Source organism: Phycicoccus elongatus Lp2, assembly GCF_000367525.1.
Classification (GTDB): Bacteria; Actinomycetota; Actinomycetes; order Actinomycetales; family Dermatophilaceae; genus Phycicoccus_A; species Phycicoccus_A elongatus.
The window spans coordinates 3,129,811-3,148,335 of the sequence record NZ_HF570956.1 but is presented as its reverse complement, the minus strand read 5'-3'; the positions used below and the strand labels follow the sequence as shown (position 1 = coordinate 3,148,335).

The window sequence follows — 18,525 nt, the reverse complement described above, 5'->3', positions numbered from 1 at the left end:
TGTGCAAGGGTGTCGACATGACGGACACCGTGAGTCAGAACGAGGATCTGACCCGTTTCGAGATCACCTCGGATGGCAGCCTGGCCGGCTTCACGCAGTACGTCGAGGCGGGTCTGCAGCGGATCTTCTTCCACACCGAGATCGATGAGGAGTTCGGCGGTCGTGGCCTCGCCGCCGTGCTCGTGACCGCGGCCCTCGACGCGACGCGCGACGCAGGGCTGCGGGTGGTGCCGGTGTGTCCTTACGTCAAGAAGTTCATCGAGCGCCATGAGCAGTACCAGGATCTCGAGGATCCGGTGACGCCGGCGGCCATGCAGGCCGTGCGCGCGGCCACGCACTCCTGACCGCGGGCGAGCGTCGGGGTTCGCGCCACGTGTCGGGCCCGTCGTCACCTTGGCCCAGCTGCGTGTCACCTCACACGAAGCGGCCCCTGACCTGCGTGTGCAGATCAGCGGCCGATTCCTTGATAGCGGGGGCAGGATTTGAACCTGCGACCTCCGGGAGACTTCAGCGCCTCTTCGGAGACTTACCGTTCGGCTCGGAAACCTAGACCTACCGCGAACGTCAGGGCTGCGAGGGCGAACCAACCGATCTGGTCAACCAGGTCCGTCGTCCCCCGCGCCCACGCGACTGCAAGCAGAGCACCGACAACGGTGGGCTGCCTGGCAGCTGGATTGCGACGAGGGCGCCGATCCACGCCACGTGGGGAGACCGGCGACTCCGCCCTCATGGCCCAGACAGGCCGCCCAGGTGAGTTCCACAGAAGCCGGGCGATCAGCGCCGCATTCCATTCGAGGGACCGGCGGAGGAATGCGGAGAACGGGAGCGGTGCCCACTTGGGTTCACCACGGCGGCGCTCCCATGAGAATGCAGGTGACCGGTATGAACAACCCCAAGGCAGAACCGCGAGCAGGGGAAACAGTAGGCGTCGACGGCTGGCAACGGCATCGACGCCGTGGTCGTTGTTCGGGACCTGAGCGAAGAAGGCACTCTGGCTGAAGACTGCACCGCCGATCCCGCGCGCTGGGGCGAGGCGACCGGCAGACTCGTCGTGCGTAGGGCGCGCGGCTCGAGAATGCGCGCGTGGAAGTCCCGGAACGACTGTCCCGGAACGACCGGTGATCGCATTCCTGTCCCCCGAGTTTCACCCTCGTGGTACTTGGACCACGCCCTTCTTCGCGGCCTGTTTGTGGGAAACCCAGACGCCGAGTTGGACCAGACCGATGCCGATGATGGTGATGATGAGGTTGACGACGCCGTAGCCCCACACGTTCGAGGCCGTGTAGTCCGGGAAGTCGCCGAATGCCTTGGTGTTCTTTCCGCTGGCCCATTCGATGAGCAGGGTGACCGACTGGAACGCGAAGACGAGGGCGCCGCCGGCCAGGTAGAGGGCGCTTGCCACGCCTCGGTTCTTGACGAAATAGCCGATCGCGAAGGCGAGCAACACGGTGTAGATGACGTTCATGGGACCCCTTGAACTCAGGCTCGGGTGAGCAGACGGCTGATGTCTTCCAGCGTCATGTGGCTGCTCGGCAGACACATGGGCGCAGGGCCTGATAGTCGATGGGGATTCGACGTAGGTGCCAGTACGGAGTTCCCGGCGACGCCGCCGGTGCGACGATGGAGGCATGTCTCCCAGGGTCGCCGTCGGCTCACAGCCGTGGCGACCTTGGTCACGGGCGCGGCGGTGGCGTTGAGTCCGTCACAAGACGCGGTGCTGCCCGCTCTGACGTTGCTGGGCGCGGTGGTGCTCGGCTGGTTGATCGTCTTGCGGCGCACCGACTCTCCGGTCGGTCCGGCGCTCGCGTGGTGCGGCGCCGCGGTGGCGGTAAGCATGACGGCCGAGCACGTGGCCGACGGTGCCGCAGGGGCGGGGGCGGCGTCCTTGGTCGGACCGGTCGCGGTCGGGCTGTGGCCGGTGAACCTCGCCGGACTGTTCGCCCTGCTCCTGGTGTTTCCCGAAGGCCACCCGCCCGGACGGATCTGGCGGTGGGTGCCGTGGCTGTTCCCCAACCGCGAGGCCCTCGTCCGGCTCGTCGGTGCCGTCCTCGCCGAGCAGCACGACGACTGGACCGAACAACGCCGCTACCTCGGCCTCGAAGTCCCCAAGGAGTGCCGCCACGCCCTGGAGAAGAAGAACGCCCCCGCCGACCAGGAGGACCCACTGACCATCACCAGCGCCCTCAGCGCCTAACCTCACAACGAGGAATCACCTCGTACACCACCCCAGCGGGCTTGACCCTCCCGCTATCCGTCTTCTCCGAGTCAGCCAGTCGCTCACCCTTGGGTGATACGGACTACCGCGAGCCATGGCCGCTCAGCTTTCGCCCCGAACTTCGCCAGCGACAGCCATCGCGGCCTGCAAGTCAAGAGCGTGCTTTCCGGTGAACCAAAGTCGAACTACCTCGCCGTTCACAAGGACGGAGAGTTCGATCCGTCCCGCACCAGCCTCGATCTCCAGCGCCGAAAGCGCGTTCAGCATCGCTCCGTCGGTGGTCTCGCGCTTGTACCGATACTTCGCCGCGCAGAGCGGGCACAGGGCCAAGGCGTTCTGGCGATGAGTTCGGTTGCGACTGCCGACGAACTGGATCGCCTCGAAGTACCACTCGCCCTTGATCTTGAAGGGCAGGACGAAGTGACAGGCTTGGCAATGCATGTTCCCGTCGGCGTTGGTGTAGAGCCCCCGCAGGTAGGTCTTCGCCTCCTCAGCCGAGGGACCCTGACCGACCACGACGCTGCGATCGCGGATCTCGGTCGTGTGGATCGGCGCCGAATCTGCATCGTGGGCGGCCATCGCAGAACGCCGATCGGGGTCATCCGAGGCCCCATTCGGGTAGGCTTCTAGGCTGCGCCGCTGAGCGATGAACTCCCGCAAGTCATCTGACGTAATGCCAGCGGCGTGTGCCTCCTTTAGGAGTTCGGCGTCCTCGACCTCGATGCCGAGCTGCTCTGCATGGAAGGGCTTGTCTGCCTCGATCTGCTCGAACTGCGCGGCCTCAGCACCGAAACCGAGCTTGAGCACAAGGGAGTTGCTTGGTGGATGTTTCCACCCGTCTCGGAGCTCTGCCAGCGAGATCTGCTGTGGGAGCTTGAGCTCGCCCTCGCGATCAAGGATCCAGGGGATCCTGGTCAGTTGCTGCGCCAATTGCGATTCGAACGGATGACGCCCGGCGCTTCGATTTGCTTGGTAGATCGCCGTCGCAAAAGTCTGGTCGGAGTCGACGATGGTGTCCCAGAGGGTCTGGAGCAGGGTGGGGTCACCGGTTGCGACGATCTCTGACAGCCCGTCGACTTGCCAGTCGCGGGTCACAGTATACGCGCTGTGCCGGTTGTTGACCCAGTACTCCGTCTTGAGCTTCGGGTTTGCGAAGACGTCCGCCGGCGCGATGTCGATCCCGTCACCAGAGCCGACCGCGCGCAGAAAGTCCTCGATGCCCTCAACATTCAGGTAAATGCCTGCGGGGGCATGCTTCTCGGGTTCGTCCCACCACACTTCGTACTCGTCATCGCCGTCCGTGACGAGGTTCCAGGGGTAGAGCGCCGAGAGTCCGGTCGTCACGAACGGCACATCGAGGTAAGTGTCACTCGGCTCAACCCAGCGCAGCGCACCCCAAGGATCCTGCGTGAGCAAGAATGGAACGTTCCCGAAGGTCTCGCGCGCGACGCTCTCGTTTCCAGCGGCGAAGCGCGCGAAGCCACGGATGTCCTCCAGATGCCGTGCCACCTCCGTGTCATTGTCAGGAACGGCGCGAGCACCCGACCCGTACTCTTTGAGCTTCGCTGCAATCCGCGCCTTCTCGTTCCATCGGGCAACGCCGGCCGCGTTGTAGAACGACCTCAGATTGTTCGCGCGCTCATCGTCCTCGTCGTCGAAGTACGCCAGGTCGACCGGGACGCGGGACTGAACGGTGTCGCTGCGGCTGGCGGGCAGAAAGACGTCGCCACTGCCGCCCCGCACGTGCTCTGCCTTCCCCCGCCGTCGGATCCGGATCATGGGGATTGACCCGAGCTTGACGGACCAGGACATCCGATGGGTCATCCGACCCATCCCGAGCAACTGGTACATATCGACCAGCTCCGCGTCGGACTTGGTCGTGATCCACTCGTCAAACACAGCCAGCTGGCCCGGCTGCGGTCCATAGACCAGCCGACCCCCGACGTCGCTGGGGACCGTCCGCTGCTGCATGACTCCGAAGGCGCCCGTGAGCTCGCTCCAGCCGAAATCCATTGGTTCCAGGCTCTCCAGAAACTTGCCGGCGCGGCCGGTGCGATCCGCGATCCATCGCGGCGCGCCCATCGTCACAACGCTGGTAAGAGCAAACAGCACTGCCAGATCGGGCTCGCGAAGGAGTCGCCGGATCTCGCCGGGACTGGAGACCAGCTCTCGCGCGGCACCAAATCCGCCACCGCGCACGGGTGTCAGCTCATGCTCGTTGAAGGCCGCCAGGATCGCACTTCGCACCTGGCCATACATCGGCTTCAGGTTGTCCTCGGCGTTCGGCAGCGCAGCAAGGAAGCCGTCGTCGATCAGGCCACGGTCGCGGAAACCCTTGAGGTTACGGACAATCAAGTCACCGATGTCAGCGACGAGCTGGACGTTCTCGGAGGTGTCCCGCACCGAGTCTCGTGCAACAGTCGAGGCGAAGGGCGCGTGGATGTGGAACCTGAGATTGGAAGTCTCCTTGTCCGCCGGGAAGTAGATCGAGACGTCACCAACTGGAAGCGGCACGATGGCAAGCGGCGCGCCGGCACGCGTGCCGGCCTTAGTAGCGGAGCGGCCCCGGCCGGGCTCTTTGTGCTCCAGCTTGAACGCAGCAGCGACCGTTAAGGGATGCTGTCCCTTGTGCTCTGTGCTGGCCGGGCCAACTAGCCGGAGCCAGTTCGACTCAACGAAGTCCTCGCCTTGGGATGCCTCTACGCGGATCGTGACATCGTCGACGTCTGTCCGCTTGAAGAATCCGATATCCCCACCCGGCAGCTCGTAGGTGATCTCGCGGATATTGCTGAGGAACAGCAGGGTCTTCTCATCCAGCTCGCGGAGGCCCCGCTCGACCTCGGCACCCGCTGTCTCGGGAGGCTTGTCGCTGCGATCGAACGGGAAGAGAAATGTTGTCCAGCCATCGAGAGCGCGGCCCTCGATACGTTCTGGCACGAAGAGATCGGAGATCGCGAAGGAAAACTCACCCGACCGGATCTCCGGGCGGGTGGTGTAGGAGTACACCGCCTTGAAGCCAACGCCGAACTTGCCGATCTGGGTTTCGTCATCCTTCTTCGTCGAGTAGCCAATGTTGGCAATCGAGTCGATATCCTCCAGCGAGAAGGAACGAGAGCCGTTGTGCCGCGCCTCCAAGCCATCGGCGCGGAGCTCGAACTCAACTACCGATGCCTTTGCATCCTCAGCGTTCTGCAGGAGCTCGTAGATGAAGTGGGCGTTGTCCGGATAAAGCTCCGATAGCAGGCGCCGGATGCCCTCCTCGAATCCCCGCTTCTGCTTGTGCGCCTCCACGATGGCGCGTCCATCGTCCGCGATGCCGTCGAACGTCAGCTCACTGGCCATAGACGACCTCCACGATGCCAGCGCACAGCAGCGTCGTCGTCACGTCGCTCCGAGCGATCGTGGCCTCCAGCCGCTCACTCCGAGTTGAGAAGTCGTCCTCTACCGACCGAAGCTCGGATTCGCGCATCCGACGAATGTTCTCGTGGGACGCACCCGCAATCTGGTCCTCAACGAGTTCCACCCGCGCCTGATGCGTGGTCTTCAACGATGCCAACTGGCTCTCCACATGAGAGCGAGCCCGATCGATGTGGGCCGATCGGGCGTCGGTCCACGACAAGTAGTGGAGGTCCTCCAGATCGCTCGGCGCAGTCAGCTCGGATGAAGTGGCCGAGTCCTGGGCGGCAACCAGAAGTGTGGCGAGGTCCGCCGACAATGCATCCTCAGCTGACGTGACAACGACTTCGAAGTCGTCGCGCGCACCGAGGTACGTCCAGGCATGAATGGCGACCGGGTACAGGCCAGGCGCGACTGCCTTGGACTCGACTCGCAACGCCACAGTCGAGTCTGCAGCGAACGCTGCCTGGCTGGCGGCCGAAGCGCGCACCAAGTCGTGCACCGGCGAGAGCAGTTCGACGTCGTCGCCGTCCGCTTGGCTCGGATCGAACGTGAGGCGACGCGACTGCTCCGCACCGCCAGCCAACCAGCGGCTCCATGGAGAAGTGCTCTCGGGAGCGACCGCCCGGAGATCATCCGCCAACGTGGCTCGGACTTCCTTGCTCGGTCGTAGGAGCGAGATTGGACGATCAAAGAGCGAGTCCGCTCGTTCGTAACCCTGGTCGAGTAGGTAGCGCTTTACGAGGCGGGCCAACTGGTCGGGCGCGAGCCACGGGCTGGCCGCCTGCTCGATACCCTCCTCGTCGAGCTTCTTGAGCGGCAGGCCGAACAGCGCGCTTTCGCGCTCTTCGAGTTCCTCTTGCTCCTGAATGCGGCCGATCTTGTTGTCGGTAATTTGCTGCAGCCGCTGGGCTCGCTCGGCATCGCTGAGAGTAAGGTCCTCGCCGATCTGACGGATCTCGCGAGTGAGTTCACCGAGGATCTCCTCGCTGCCACCGAGTGCTCGACGGAAGACGCCGATACGCGATAGGCAGCGGTCGAAGATGACAGCATCGACGGTACCGCTGACGACGAGGTTCTTGATCGCGATCGTCTCGCTCTTCTGGCCACGCCGGTCGATACGACCGATGCGCTGCTCGATGCGCATCGGGTTCCACGGCAGGTCGTAGTTAACGAGGGCATCGCAGAACTGATAGTCGAGACCCTCGGTGCCGACCTCGGAGGACAGCAGCACGTCGAGCGCATCCGGCTCGCCCTTGTCCTTGGCAAACCGCGCTCGCAGCTCGCGGCGCTCGTCGTCTGGAACCCCGCCGTGCACGAGTCCAACCCGAACACCGGTGGCCTCCAGATTGGAGAGCAGGTAGCGCAACGTATGACGGAAGGTGCTGAACAGCAAGAGTTTGTTGTTGGGCAGTTGCCGCTTCTGGTCGACATAGCTGAGAAGGCGATCCAACTTCGGGTCCTCGGTGAGTGCACCCGCCCGATCCGCGATCTCAGAGATCTCCGCCACGAAAGCTTCGAGAGCGGACGCCTCAAGCGTCTCGACCTCGGCGTCGGCCTCGCTGAGTTCCTCAGCGGTGAGCTTATGCTGCAACAGGTCCTCGACGAACGGAGCCAGACCATTGAGGCTGCTCGCCGCCTGCCGCTGCAAGGTCGAGAGGACAAAGTCGAGGGACTGGCCATGACCTTTGCTTGTCGATATCCGGCCAGCAAGGTCGAGGAGATCGGCGTGAACCGCACCCTGCTCAGGCGTGAAGTCGACCTCGAAGGTCTCCGGCTTGCGGGTCGTGAAGGAGCCGATGTCGCGCCGCCGCGTCCGATTGATGAGGCCCGAGAAAGTGTTCATCGACTGCGCAATGCGGAGGGCCTTGACCCGGTCACGGTCGCTCACTGCGTCCTGGTCGAGAAGGTCGCGGACTTCCTGCGCCCGCGGGTCTGCTCGGAATACTCGGCTCCCCCACGACGTCTCTAGTGCGCCGGCAAGTTCCTTGAGCGCTGCACGCTGCCATCCCTCGCCCGCCAGGCGGATTGCGCTCTCGACGCTCGCCAGGTGGGCGTTGGGCTCCCGCATCAGGTCGAAGGCTTGGTTGTCCACGAAGGTGTCGGGACGCAGCAGGCGTAGCAACGTCCGCAGGTCCTCGCTGCCGGTCTGGATCGGGGTCGCGGAGATCAGGACAGCAGCCTCGGCAGAGTCGAGGAAGTGCTTGACAACTCGGTGGCTCCAGGTGGCGCTGTTGCGGACGTGGTGGGCCTCGTCGATGATCACGAGATCGAACTTGACTGGCGGCATGAGCGAGACCAAGCCCGTCCGAGAACGCCGTCCGGTGTCATCCCCCAGAAGCAGCTTCTCGTCGAGCAGGGAGTACGGGAGAATCGCTTTCCGGTAGCGAGCCGGCCAGCGGCCTTCGGCGCGGGTCTCGTCGATGCAGTGGCGCAGGGTCCCGCTGTCCAGATGGGCGAAGTCTTCGTCGAAGCGCTTGAGTTCGCGGCGCCATTTGTCCTCGACGACCAGCGGCTTGGGACAGATGACGAGGATCGACTCGAGCTTCTGACGAGCCTGGAGCTCCTTGATGATGAGCCCAGCTTCGATCGTCTTGCCGACACCGACGTCATCAGCGATCAGCAGCCGAGGGCGGTCCGCGTTGATGAGCTTCATGACCGGGCGGTACTGGTACGGCTCGTACTCGATCCGTCCGCTGTTCAGTGAGTAGAGGCGGCTGACAGACGGGTGAAGGACGTGCGCCGCAGTGAGGCGCACTTTGAGGTCCTCGGCACTCACGTGCTCGCCCGATCTTGATTCGACCGGCTCCACCTGCGACTCGTAATACGTCTGCGTGAGTTGCCCATGGAAGACCGTCAAGCGGAGCTGTGAACCCGACTCGACGACTTGTGTGACGACGCCCGTGAGTTCGGGGCGAGCCTTCACGCGCACCACCACGCCAGGAGCGAAGTCCGAAACGGGCACTGCTGGGGTCGTCGGCCCCGACTCAGCCGCATCTGCTGCGGGCGCAGCGGCGAGAGCGGCCAGCGCCTCCGCTCGGGCGTCAGCGAGCTGCTTCGCCTCAGCACTACCAGGCAAGAAGGCCTCGGCTAGGAGGGCGAGCGTGTCCAGATCTCGGTAGATCCGGTCTGCGCCCGGCTCTCGTCCAGGAACCTCGTGCGCCCACCGGTTGCGGGCACTGCCCGCCTCCTTGAGCCAGTTGCGAGCTTCCCACTTGACGATGTTTCGCCTCCGCAACAGCTCCCAGTTGCCGTCAACGACGCGCAGGAGCGCAGCAACATCGAGGTCGACCAGGCTCGACCACTCGTTCTCATCGGCCGTCGCGCGCTGTTGGTAGGAGAGCTTCAGAAGGACACCCTCACGCCACCAATCGGGACCAAGGGACGGAAGCTCCCGATCCATAACCTTGCGCAACACGACACCCAGCGTCGCGAGGTGCTCCCTCACGTGTCCCCTCCCTCGCGGCCTGTCTCGGTGCGCGTCCAGGCTAGCGGGAACATCCGACCGCCGACGGAGGTTTGCTACCTCTGGTCCTTGGGACAGCCAGCGTCTCGCCATGCGCTACCCGATTGCCGCCACACGGCTGAGCAATTCAGTGGCTTCCCAGGCGCACCATCGCTTCGCCGTCGCGGGTGACGCGGGCCCGGAAATATCCGATCCGACCGTCGTTGGAGATAGCCCCATCTTGCTCCTGCTGACACAACGTCGGCACCGGTTGAGTCCAACAAACGGTGCGACTCCGTACCCGCTTCGGGGATCAGCTCCGAGACGGGCTCCTGGACAGAGTTTCTGGACCCTAAGTGGACACATGATCAAGTCCCACAAACCTTTCAGGCGCGGAACCCGTAGGTTCCGCGCCTGAAATTCGTAGCGGGGGCAGGATTTGAACCTGCGACCTCCGGGTTATGAGTTCGGCGCGTCTTCGGAGCTGCTTCACCGTTCGGCTCGGAAACCTAGACCTACCGCGAACGTCAGGGCTGCGAGGGCGAACCAACCGATCTGGTCAACCAGGTCCGTCGTCCCCCGCGCCCACGCGACTGCAAGCAGAGCACCGACAACGGTGGGCTGCCTGGCAGCTGGATTGCGACGAGGGCGCCGATCCACGCCACGTGGGGAGACCGGCGACTCCGCCCTCATGGCCCAGACAGGCCGCCCAGGTGAGTTCCACAGAAGCCGGGCGATCAGCGCCGCATTCCATTCGAGGGACCGGCGGAGGAATGCGGAGAACGGGAGCGGTGCCCACTTGGGTTCACCACGGCGGCGCTCCCATGAGAATGCAGGTGACCGGTATGAACAACCCCAAGGCAGAACCGCGAGCAGGGGAAACAGTAGGCGTCGACGGCTGGCAACGGCATCGACGCCGTGGTCGTTGTTCGGGACCTGAGCGAAGAAGGCACTCTGGCTGAAGACTGCACCGCCGATCCCGCGCGCTGGGGCGAGGCGACCGGCAGACTCGTCGTGCGTAGGGCGCGCGGCTCGAGAATGCGCGCGTGGAAGTCCCGGAACGACTGTCCCGGAACGACCGGTGATCGCATTCCTGTCCCCCGAGTTTCACCCTCGTGGTACTTGGACCACGCCCTTCTTCGCGGCCTGTTTGTGGGAAACCCAGACGCCGAGTTGGACCAGACCGATGCCGATGATGGTGATGATGAGGTTGACGACGCCGTAGCCCCACACGTTCGAGGCCGTGTAGTCCGGGAAGTCGCCGAATGCCTTGGTGTTCTTTCCGCTGGCCCATTCGATGAGCAGGGTGACCGACTGGAACGCGAAGACGAGGGCGCCGCCGGCCAGGTAGAGGGCGCTTGCCACGCCTCGGTTCTTGACGAAATAGCCGATCGCGAAGGCGAGCAACACGGTGTAGATGACGTTCATGGGACCCCTTGAACTCAGGCTCGGGTGAGCAGACGGCTGATGTCTTCCAGCGTCATGTGGCTGCTCGGCAGACACATGGGCGCAGGGCCTGATAGTCGATGGGGATTCGACGTAGGTGCCAGTACGGAGTTCCCGGCGACGCCGCCGGTGCGACGATGGAGGCATGTCTCCCAGGGTCGCCGTCGGCTCACAGCCGTGGCGACCTTGGTCACGGGCGCGGCGGTGGCGTTGAGTCCGTCACAAGACGCGGTGCTGCCCGCTCTGACGTTGCTGGGCGCGGTGGTGCTCGGCTGGTTGATCGTCTTGCGGCGCACCGACTCTCCGGTCGGTCCGGCGCTCGCGTGGTGCGGCGCCGCGGTGGCGGTAAGCATGACGGCCGAGCACGTGGCCGACGGTGCCGCAGGGGCGGGGGCGGCGTCCTTGGTCGGACCGGTCGCGGTCGGGCTGTGGCCGGTGAACCTCGCCGGACTGTTCGCCCTGCTCCTGGTGTTTCCCGAAGGCCACCCGCCCGGACGGATCTGGCGGTGGGTGCCGTGGCTGTTCCCCAACCGCGAGGCCCTCGTCCGGCTCGTCGGTGCCGTCCTCGCCGAGCAGCACGACGACTGGACCGAACAACGCCGCTACCTCGGCCTCGAAGTCCCCAAGGAGTGCCGCCACGCCCTGGAGAAGAAGAACGCCCCCGCCGACCAGGAGGACCCACTGACCATCACCAGCGCCCTCAGCGCCTAACCTCACAACGAGGAATCACCTCGTACACCACCCCAGCGGGCTTGACCCTCCCGCTATCCGTCTTCTCCGAGTCAGCCAGTCGCTCACCCTTGGGTGATACGGACTACCGCGAGCCATGGCCGCTCAGCTTTCGCCCCGAACTTCGCCAGCGACAGCCATCGCGGCCTGCAAGTCAAGAGCGTGCTTTCCGGTGAACCAAAGTCGAACTACCTCGCCGTTCACAAGGACGGAGAGTTCGATCCGTCCCGCACCAGCCTCGATCTCCAGCGCCGAAAGCGCGTTCAGCATCGCTCCGTCGGTGGTCTCGCGCTTGTACCGATACTTCGCCGCGCAGAGCGGGCACAGGGCCAAGGCGTTCTGGCGATGAGTTCGGTTGCGACTGCCGACGAACTGGATCGCCTCGAAGTACCACTCGCCCTTGATCTTGAAGGGCAGGACGAAGTGACAGGCTTGGCAATGCATGTTCCCGTCGGCGTTGGTGTAGAGCCCCCGCAGGTAGGTCTTCGCCTCCTCAGCCGAGGGACCCTGACCGACCACGACGCTGCGATCGCGGATCTCGGTCGTGTGGATCGGCGCCGAATCTGCATCGTGGGCGGCCATCGCAGAACGCCGATCGGGGTCATCCGAGGCCCCATTCGGGTAGGCTTCTAGGCTGCGCCGCTGAGCGATGAACTCCCGCAAGTCATCTGACGTAATGCCAGCGGCGTGTGCCTCCTTTAGGAGTTCGGCGTCCTCGACCTCGATGCCGAGCTGCTCTGCATGGAAGGGCTTGTCTGCCTCGATCTGCTCGAACTGCGCGGCCTCAGCACCGAAACCGAGCTTGAGCACAAGGGAGTTGCTTGGTGGATGTTTCCACCCGTCTCGGAGCTCTGCCAGCGAGATCTGCTGTGGGAGCTTGAGCTCGCCCTCGCGATCAAGGATCCAGGGGATCCTGGTCAGTTGCTGCGCCAATTGCGATTCGAACGGATGACGCCCGGCGCTTCGATTTGCTTGGTAGATCGCCGTCGCAAAAGTCTGGTCGGAGTCGACGATGGTGTCCCAGAGGGTCTGGAGCAGGGTGGGGTCACCGGTTGCGACGATCTCTGACAGCCCGTCGACTTGCCAGTCGCGGGTCACAGTATACGCGCTGTGCCGGTTGTTGACCCAGTACTCCGTCTTGAGCTTCGGGTTTGCGAAGACGTCCGCCGGCGCGATGTCGATCCCGTCACCAGAGCCGACCGCGCGCAGAAAGTCCTCGATGCCCTCAACATTCAGGTAAATGCCTGCGGGGGCATGCTTCTCGGGTTCGTCCCACCACACTTCGTACTCGTCATCGCCGTCCGTGACGAGGTTCCAGGGGTAGAGCGCCGAGAGTCCGGTCGTCACGAACGGCACATCGAGGTAAGTGTCACTCGGCTCAACCCAGCGCAGCGCACCCCAAGGATCCTGCGTGAGCAAGAATGGAACGTTCCCGAAGGTCTCGCGCGCGACGCTCTCGTTTCCAGCGGCGAAGCGCGCGAAGCCACGGATGTCCTCCAGATGCCGTGCCACCTCCGTGTCATTGTCAGGAACGGCGCGAGCACCCGACCCGTACTCTTTGAGCTTCGCTGCAATCCGCGCCTTCTCGTTCCATCGGGCAACGCCGGCCGCGTTGTAGAACGACCTCAGATTGTTCGCGCGCTCATCGTCCTCGTCGTCGAAGTACGCCAGGTCGACCGGGACGCGGGACTGAACGGTGTCGCTGCGGCTGGCGGGCAGAAAGACGTCGCCACTGCCGCCCCGCACGTGCTCTGCCTTCCCCCGCCGTCGGATCCGGATCATGGGGATTGACCCGAGCTTGACGGACCAGGACATCCGATGGGTCATCCGACCCATCCCGAGCAACTGGTACATATCGACCAGCTCCGCGTCGGACTTGGTCGTGATCCACTCGTCAAACACAGCCAGCTGGCCCGGCTGCGGTCCATAGACCAGCCGACCCCCGACGTCGCTGGGGACCGTCCGCTGCTGCATGACTCCGAAGGCGCCCGTGAGCTCGCTCCAGCCGAAATCCATTGGTTCCAGGCTCTCCAGAAACTTGCCGGCGCGGCCGGTGCGATCCGCGATCCATCGCGGCGCGCCCATCGTCACAACGCTGGTAAGAGCAAACAGCACTGCCAGATCGGGCTCGCGAAGGAGTCGCCGGATCTCGCCGGGACTGGAGACCAGCTCTCGCGCGGCACCAAATCCGCCACCGCGCACGGGTGTCAGCTCATGCTCGTTGAAGGCCGCCAGGATCGCACTTCGCACCTGGCCATACATCGGCTTCAGGTTGTCCTCGGCGTTCGGCAGCGCAGCAAGGAAGCCGTCGTCGATCAGGCCACGGTCGCGGAAACCCTTGAGGTTACGGACAATCAAGTCACCGATGTCAGCGACGAGCTGGACGTTCTCGGAGGTGTCCCGCACCGAGTCTCGTGCAACAGTCGAGGCGAAGGGCGCGTGGATGTGGAACCTGAGATTGGAAGTCTCCTTGTCCGCCGGGAAGTAGATCGAGACGTCACCAACTGGAAGCGGCACGATGGCAAGCGGCGCGCCGGCACGCGTGCCGGCCTTAGTAGCGGAGCGGCCCCGGCCGGGCTCTTTGTGCTCCAGCTTGAACGCAGCAGCGACCGTTAAGGGATGCTGTCCCTTGTGCTCTGTGCTGGCCGGGCCAACTAGCCGGAGCCAGTTCGACTCAACGAAGTCCTCGCCTTGGGATGCCTCTACGCGGATCGTGACATCGTCGACGTCTGTCCGCTTGAAGAATCCGATATCCCCACCCGGCAGCTCGTAGGTGATCTCGCGGATATTGCTGAGGAACAGCAGGGTCTTCTCATCCAGCTCGCGGAGGCCCCGCTCGACCTCGGCACCCGCTGTCTCGGGAGGCTTGTCGCTGCGATCGAACGGGAAGAGAAATGTTGTCCAGCCATCGAGAGCGCGGCCCTCGATACGTTCTGGCACGAAGAGATCGGAGATCGCGAAGGAAAACTCACCCGACCGGATCTCCGGGCGGGTGGTGTAGGAGTACACCGCCTTGAAGCCAACGCCGAACTTGCCGATCTGGGTTTCGTCATCCTTCTTCGTCGAGTAGCCAATGTTGGCAATCGAGTCGATATCCTCCAGCGAGAAGGAACGAGAGCCGTTGTGCCGCGCCTCCAAGCCATCGGCGCGGAGCTCGAACTCAACTACCGATGCCTTTGCATCCTCAGCGTTCTGCAGGAGCTCGTAGATGAAGTGGGCGTTGTCCGGATAAAGCTCCGATAGCAGGCGCCGGATGCCCTCCTCGAATCCCCGCTTCTGCTTGTGCGCCTCCACGATGGCGCGTCCATCGTCCGCGATGCCGTCGAACGTCAGCTCACTGGCCATAGACGACCTCCACGATGCCAGCGCACAGCAGCGTCGTCGTCACGTCGCTCCGAGCGATCGTGGCCTCCAGCCGCTCACTCCGAGTTGAGAAGTCGTCCTCTACCGACCGAAGCTCGGATTCGCGCATCCGACGAATGTTCTCGTGGGACGCACCCGCAATCTGGTCCTCAACGAGTTCCACCCGCGCCTGATGCGTGGTCTTCAACGATGCCAACTGGCTCTCCACATGAGAGCGAGCCCGATCGATGTGGGCCGATCGGGCGTCGGTCCACGACAAGTAGTGGAGGTCCTCCAGATCGCTCGGCGCAGTCAGCTCGGATGAAGTGGCCGAGTCCTGGGCGGCAACCAGAAGTGTGGCGAGGTCCGCCGACAATGCATCCTCAGCTGACGTGACAACGACTTCGAAGTCGTCGCGCGCACCGAGGTACGTCCAGGCATGAATGGCGACCGGGTACAGGCCAGGCGCGACTGCCTTGGACTCGACTCGCAACGCCACAGTCGAGTCTGCAGCGAACGCTGCCTGGCTGGCGGCCGAAGCGCGCACCAAGTCGTGCACCGGCGAGAGCAGTTCGACGTCGTCGCCGTCCGCTTGGCTCGGATCGAACGTGAGGCGACGCGACTGCTCCGCACCGCCAGCCAACCAGCGGCTCCATGGAGAAGTGCTCTCGGGAGCGACCGCCCGGAGATCATCCGCCAACGTGGCTCGGACTTCCTTGCTCGGTCGTAGGAGCGAGATTGGACGATCAAAGAGCGAGTCCGCTCGTTCGTAACCCTGGTCGAGTAGGTAGCGCTTTACGAGGCGGGCCAACTGGTCGGGCGCGAGCCACGGGCTGGCCGCCTGCTCGATACCCTCCTCGTCGAGCTTCTTGAGCGGCAGGCCGAACAGCGCGCTTTCGCGCTCTTCGAGTTCCTCTTGCTCCTGAATGCGGCCGATCTTGTTGTCGGTAATTTGCTGCAGCCGCTGGGCTCGCTCGGCATCGCTGAGAGTAAGGTCCTCGCCGATCTGACGGATCTCGCGAGTGAGTTCACCGAGGATCTCCTCGCTGCCACCGAGTGCTCGACGGAAGACGCCGATACGCGATAGGCAGCGGTCGAAGATGACAGCATCGACGGTACCGCTGACGACGAGGTTCTTGATCGCGATCGTCTCGCTCTTCTGGCCACGCCGGTCGATACGACCGATGCGCTGCTCGATGCGCATCGGGTTCCACGGCAGGTCGTAGTTAACGAGGGCATCGCAGAACTGATAGTCGAGACCCTCGGTGCCGACCTCGGAGGACAGCAGCACGTCGAGCGCATCCGGCTCGCCCTTGTCCTTGGCAAACCGCGCTCGCAGCTCGCGGCGCTCGTCGTCTGGAACCCCGCCGTGCACGAGTCCAACCCGAACACCGGTGGCCTCCAGATTGGAGAGCAGGTAGCGCAACGTATGACGGAAGGTGCTGAACAGCAAGAGTTTGTTGTTGGGCAGTTGCCGCTTCTGGTCGACATAGCTGAGAAGGCGATCCAACTTCGGGTCCTCGGTGAGTGCACCCGCCCGATCCGCGATCTCAGAGATCTCCGCCACGAAAGCTTCGAGAGCGGACGCCTCAAGCGTCTCGACCTCGGCGTCGGCCTCGCTGAGTTCCTCAGCGGTGAGCTTATGCTGCAACAGGTCCTCGACGAACGGAGCCAGACCATTGAGGCTGCTCGCCGCCTGCCGCTGCAAGGTCGAGAGGACAAAGTCGAGGGACTGGCCATGACCTTTGCTTGTCGATATCCGGCCAGCAAGGTCGAGGAGATCGGCGTGAACCGCACCCTGCTCAGGCGTGAAGTCGACCTCGAAGGTCTCCGGCTTGCGGGTCGTGAAGGAGCCGATGTCGCGCCGCCGCGTCCGATTGATGAGGCCCGAGAAAGTGTTCATCGACTGCGCAATGCGGAGGGCCTTGACCCGGTCACGGTCGCTCACTGCGTCCTGGTCGAGAAGGTCGCGGACTTCCTGCGCCCGCGGGTCTGCTCGGAATACTCGGCTCCCCCACGACGTCTCTAGTGCGCCGGCAAGTTCCTTGAGCGCTGCACGCTGCCATCCCTCGCCCGCCAGGCGGATTGCGCTCTCGACGCTCGCCAGGTGGGCGTTGGGCTCCCGCATCAGGTCGAAGGCTTGGTTGTCCACGAAGGTGTCGGGACGCAGCAGGCGTAGCAACGTCCGCAGGTCCTCGCTGCCGGTCTGGATCGGGGTCGCGGAGATCAGGACAGCAGCCTCGGCAGAGTCGAGGAAGTGCTTGACAACTCGGTGGCTCCAGGTGGCGCTGTTGCGGACGTGGTGGGCCTCGTCGATGATCACGAGATCGAACTTGACTGGCGGCATGAGCGAGACCAAGCCCGTCCGAGAACGCCGTCCGGTGTCATCCCCCAGAAGCAGCTTCTCGTCGAGCAGGGAGTACGGGAGAATCGCTTTCCGGTAGCGAGCCGGCCAGCGGCCTTCGGCGCGGGTCTCGTCGATGCAGTGGCGCAGGGTCCCGCTGTCCAGATGGGCGAAGTCTTCGTCGAAGCGCTTGAGTTCGCGGCGCCATTTGTCCTCGACGACCAGCGGCTTGGGACAGATGACGAGGATCGACTCGAGCTTCTGACGAGCCTGGAGCTCCTTGATGATGAGCCCAGCTTCGATCGTCTTGCCGACACCGACGTCATCAGCGATCAGCAGCCGAGGGCGGTCCGCGTTGATGAGCTTCATGACCGGGCGGTACTGGTACGGCTCGTACTCGATCCGTCCGCTGTTCAGTGAGTAGAGGCGGCTGACAGACGGGTGAAGGACGTGCGCCGCAGTGAGGCGCACTTTGAGGTCCTCGGCACTCACGTGCTCGCCCGATCTTGATTCGACCGGCTCCACCTGCGACTCGTAATACGTCTGCGTGAGTTGCCCATGGAAGACCGTCAAGCGGAGCTGTGAACCCGACTCGACGACTTGTGTGACGACGCCCGTGAGTTCGGGGCGAGCCTTCACGCGCACCACCACGCCAGGAGCGAAGTCCGAAACGGGCACTGCTGGGGTCGTCGGCCCCGACTCAGCCGCATCTGCTGCGGGCGCAGCGGCGAGAGCGGCCAGCGCCTCCGCTCGGGCGTCAGCGAGCTGCTTCGCCTCAGCACTACCAGGCAAGAAGGCCTCGGCTAGGAGGGCGAGCGTGTCCAGATCTCGGTAGATCCGGTCTGCGCCCGGCTCTCGTCCAGGAACCTCGTGCGCCCACCGGTTGCGGGCACTGCCCGCCTCCTTGAGCCAGTTGCGAGCTTCCCACTTGACGATGTTTCGCCTCCGCAACAGCTCCCAGTTGCCGTCAACGACGCGCAGGAGCGCAGCAACATCGAGGTCGACCAGGCTCGACCACTCGTTCTCATCGGCCGTCGCGCGCTGTTGGTAGGAGAGCTTCAGAAGGACACCCTCACGCCACCAATCGGGACCAAGGGACGGAAGCTCCCGATCCATAACCTTGCGCAACACGACACCCAGCGTCGCGAGGTGCTCCCTCACGTGTCCCCTCCCTCGCGGCCTGTCTCGGTGCGCGTCCAGGCTAGCGGGAACATCCGACCGCCGACGGAGGTTTGCTACCTCTGGTCCTTGGGACAGCCAGCGTCTCGCCATGCGCTACCCGATTGCCGCCACACGGCTGAGCAATTCAGTGGCTTCCCAGGCGCACCATCGCTTCGCCGTCGCGGGTGACGCGGGCCCGGAAATATCCGATCCGACCGTCGTTGGAGATAGCCCCATCTTGCTCCTGCTGACACAACGTCGGCACCGGTTGAGTCCAACAAACGGTGCGACTCCGTACCCGCTTCGGGGATCAGCTCCGAGACGGGCTCCTGGACAGAGTTTCTGGACCCTAAGTGGACACATGATCAAGTCCCACAAACCTTTCAGGCGCGGAACCCGTAGGTTCCGCGCCTGAAATTCGTAGCGGGGGCAGGATTTGAACCTGCG

7 protein-coding genes and 2 pseudogenes are annotated in these 18,525 nt (G+C 64.2%); 3 read left to right on the top strand and 6 right to left on the bottom strand.

Annotated elements, in window-relative coordinates; translation table 11 throughout:
* The first annotated feature begins 17 nt into the window (after nucleotides 1–17).
* Nucleotides 18–344, top strand: coding sequence for a GNAT family N-acetyltransferase (locus tag BN10_RS15230; protein ID WP_010852127.1), 327 nt, complete (start codon nucleotides 18–20; stop codon nucleotides 342–344).
* A gap of 800 nt (nucleotides 345–1,144) precedes the next feature.
* Here BN10_RS15230 and BN10_RS15225 read toward each other — a convergent pair.
* Complete coding sequence (locus BN10_RS15225) at nucleotides 1,145–1,465, bottom strand: hypothetical protein (RefSeq protein WP_010852125.1); 321 nt, start codon at nucleotides 1,463–1,465, stop codon at nucleotides 1,145–1,147.
* A gap of 537 nt (nucleotides 1,466–2,002) precedes the next feature.
* Between BN10_RS15225 and BN10_RS17915 the strand changes: the two are divergent.
* Nucleotides 2,003–2,194, top strand: a pseudogene (locus tag BN10_RS17915) (transposase); the annotation flags it as partial.
* A gap of 123 nt (nucleotides 2,195–2,317) precedes the next feature.
* On the opposite strand, the gene BN10_RS15215 reads toward BN10_RS17915, so the two are convergent.
* From BN10_RS15215 to BN10_RS15200, 3 genes are all read right to left on the bottom strand, one after another.
* The gene (locus BN10_RS15215; protein WP_010852123.1) at nucleotides 2,318–5,557 is read right to left on the bottom strand and encodes a sacsin N-terminal ATP-binding-like domain-containing protein; all 3,240 of its coding nucleotides are present in this window, start codon (nucleotides 5,555–5,557) and stop codon (nucleotides 2,318–2,320) included.
* Entirely contained in the window at nucleotides 5,547–9,059 is a 3,513-nt protein-coding gene (locus tag BN10_RS15210; protein WP_010852122.1) for an SNF2-related protein, read from the bottom strand. Before BN10_RS15210 ends, BN10_RS15215 begins: the two co-directional genes overlap by 11 nt.
* 1,104 nt (nucleotides 9,060–10,163) lie before the next feature.
* Nucleotides 10,164–10,484: a hypothetical protein gene (locus tag BN10_RS15200; RefSeq protein WP_010852125.1), complete on the bottom strand. Its 321-nt coding sequence runs from the start codon at nucleotides 10,482–10,484 to the stop codon at nucleotides 10,164–10,166.
* 537 nt (nucleotides 10,485–11,021) lie between these two features.
* On the opposite strand from BN10_RS15200, the pseudogene BN10_RS17910 reads away from it, so the two are divergent.
* A pseudogene (locus BN10_RS17910) lies at nucleotides 11,022–11,213 on the top strand (transposase); the annotation flags it as partial.
* 123 nt (nucleotides 11,214–11,336) lie between these two features.
* Here BN10_RS17910 and BN10_RS15190 read toward each other — a convergent pair.
* Together BN10_RS15190 and BN10_RS15185 are read right to left on the bottom strand one after the other, a co-directional pair.
* Nucleotides 11,337–14,576, bottom strand: coding sequence for a sacsin N-terminal ATP-binding-like domain-containing protein (locus BN10_RS15190; protein ID WP_010852123.1), 3,240 nt, complete (start codon nucleotides 14,574–14,576; stop codon nucleotides 11,337–11,339).
* The gene (locus BN10_RS15185) at nucleotides 14,566–18,078 is read right to left on the bottom strand and encodes an SNF2-related protein (RefSeq protein WP_010852122.1); all 3,513 of its coding nucleotides are present in this window, start codon (nucleotides 18,076–18,078) and stop codon (nucleotides 14,566–14,568) included. Before BN10_RS15185 ends, BN10_RS15190 begins: the two co-directional genes overlap by 11 nt.
* Nucleotides 18,079–18,525 lie beyond the last annotated feature (447 nt).

Excerpts from the sequence above, each read along its gene's own strand:
- BN10_RS15230 (WP_010852127.1), top strand. The coding sequence starts at position 18 with ATGACGGACACCGTGAGTCAGAACGAGGATCTGACCCGTTTCGAGATC.
- BN10_RS15225 (WP_010852125.1), bottom strand. The coding sequence starts at position 1,465 with ATGAACGTCATCTACACCGTGTTGCTCGCCTTCGCGATCGGCTATTTC.
- BN10_RS15215 (WP_010852123.1), bottom strand. The coding sequence starts at position 5,557 with ATGGCCAGTGAGCTGACGTTCGACGGCATCGCGGACGATGGACGCGCC.
- BN10_RS15200 (WP_010852125.1), bottom strand. The coding sequence starts at position 10,484 with ATGAACGTCATCTACACCGTGTTGCTCGCCTTCGCGATCGGCTATTTC.
- BN10_RS15190 (WP_010852123.1), bottom strand. The coding sequence starts at position 14,576 with ATGGCCAGTGAGCTGACGTTCGACGGCATCGCGGACGATGGACGCGCC.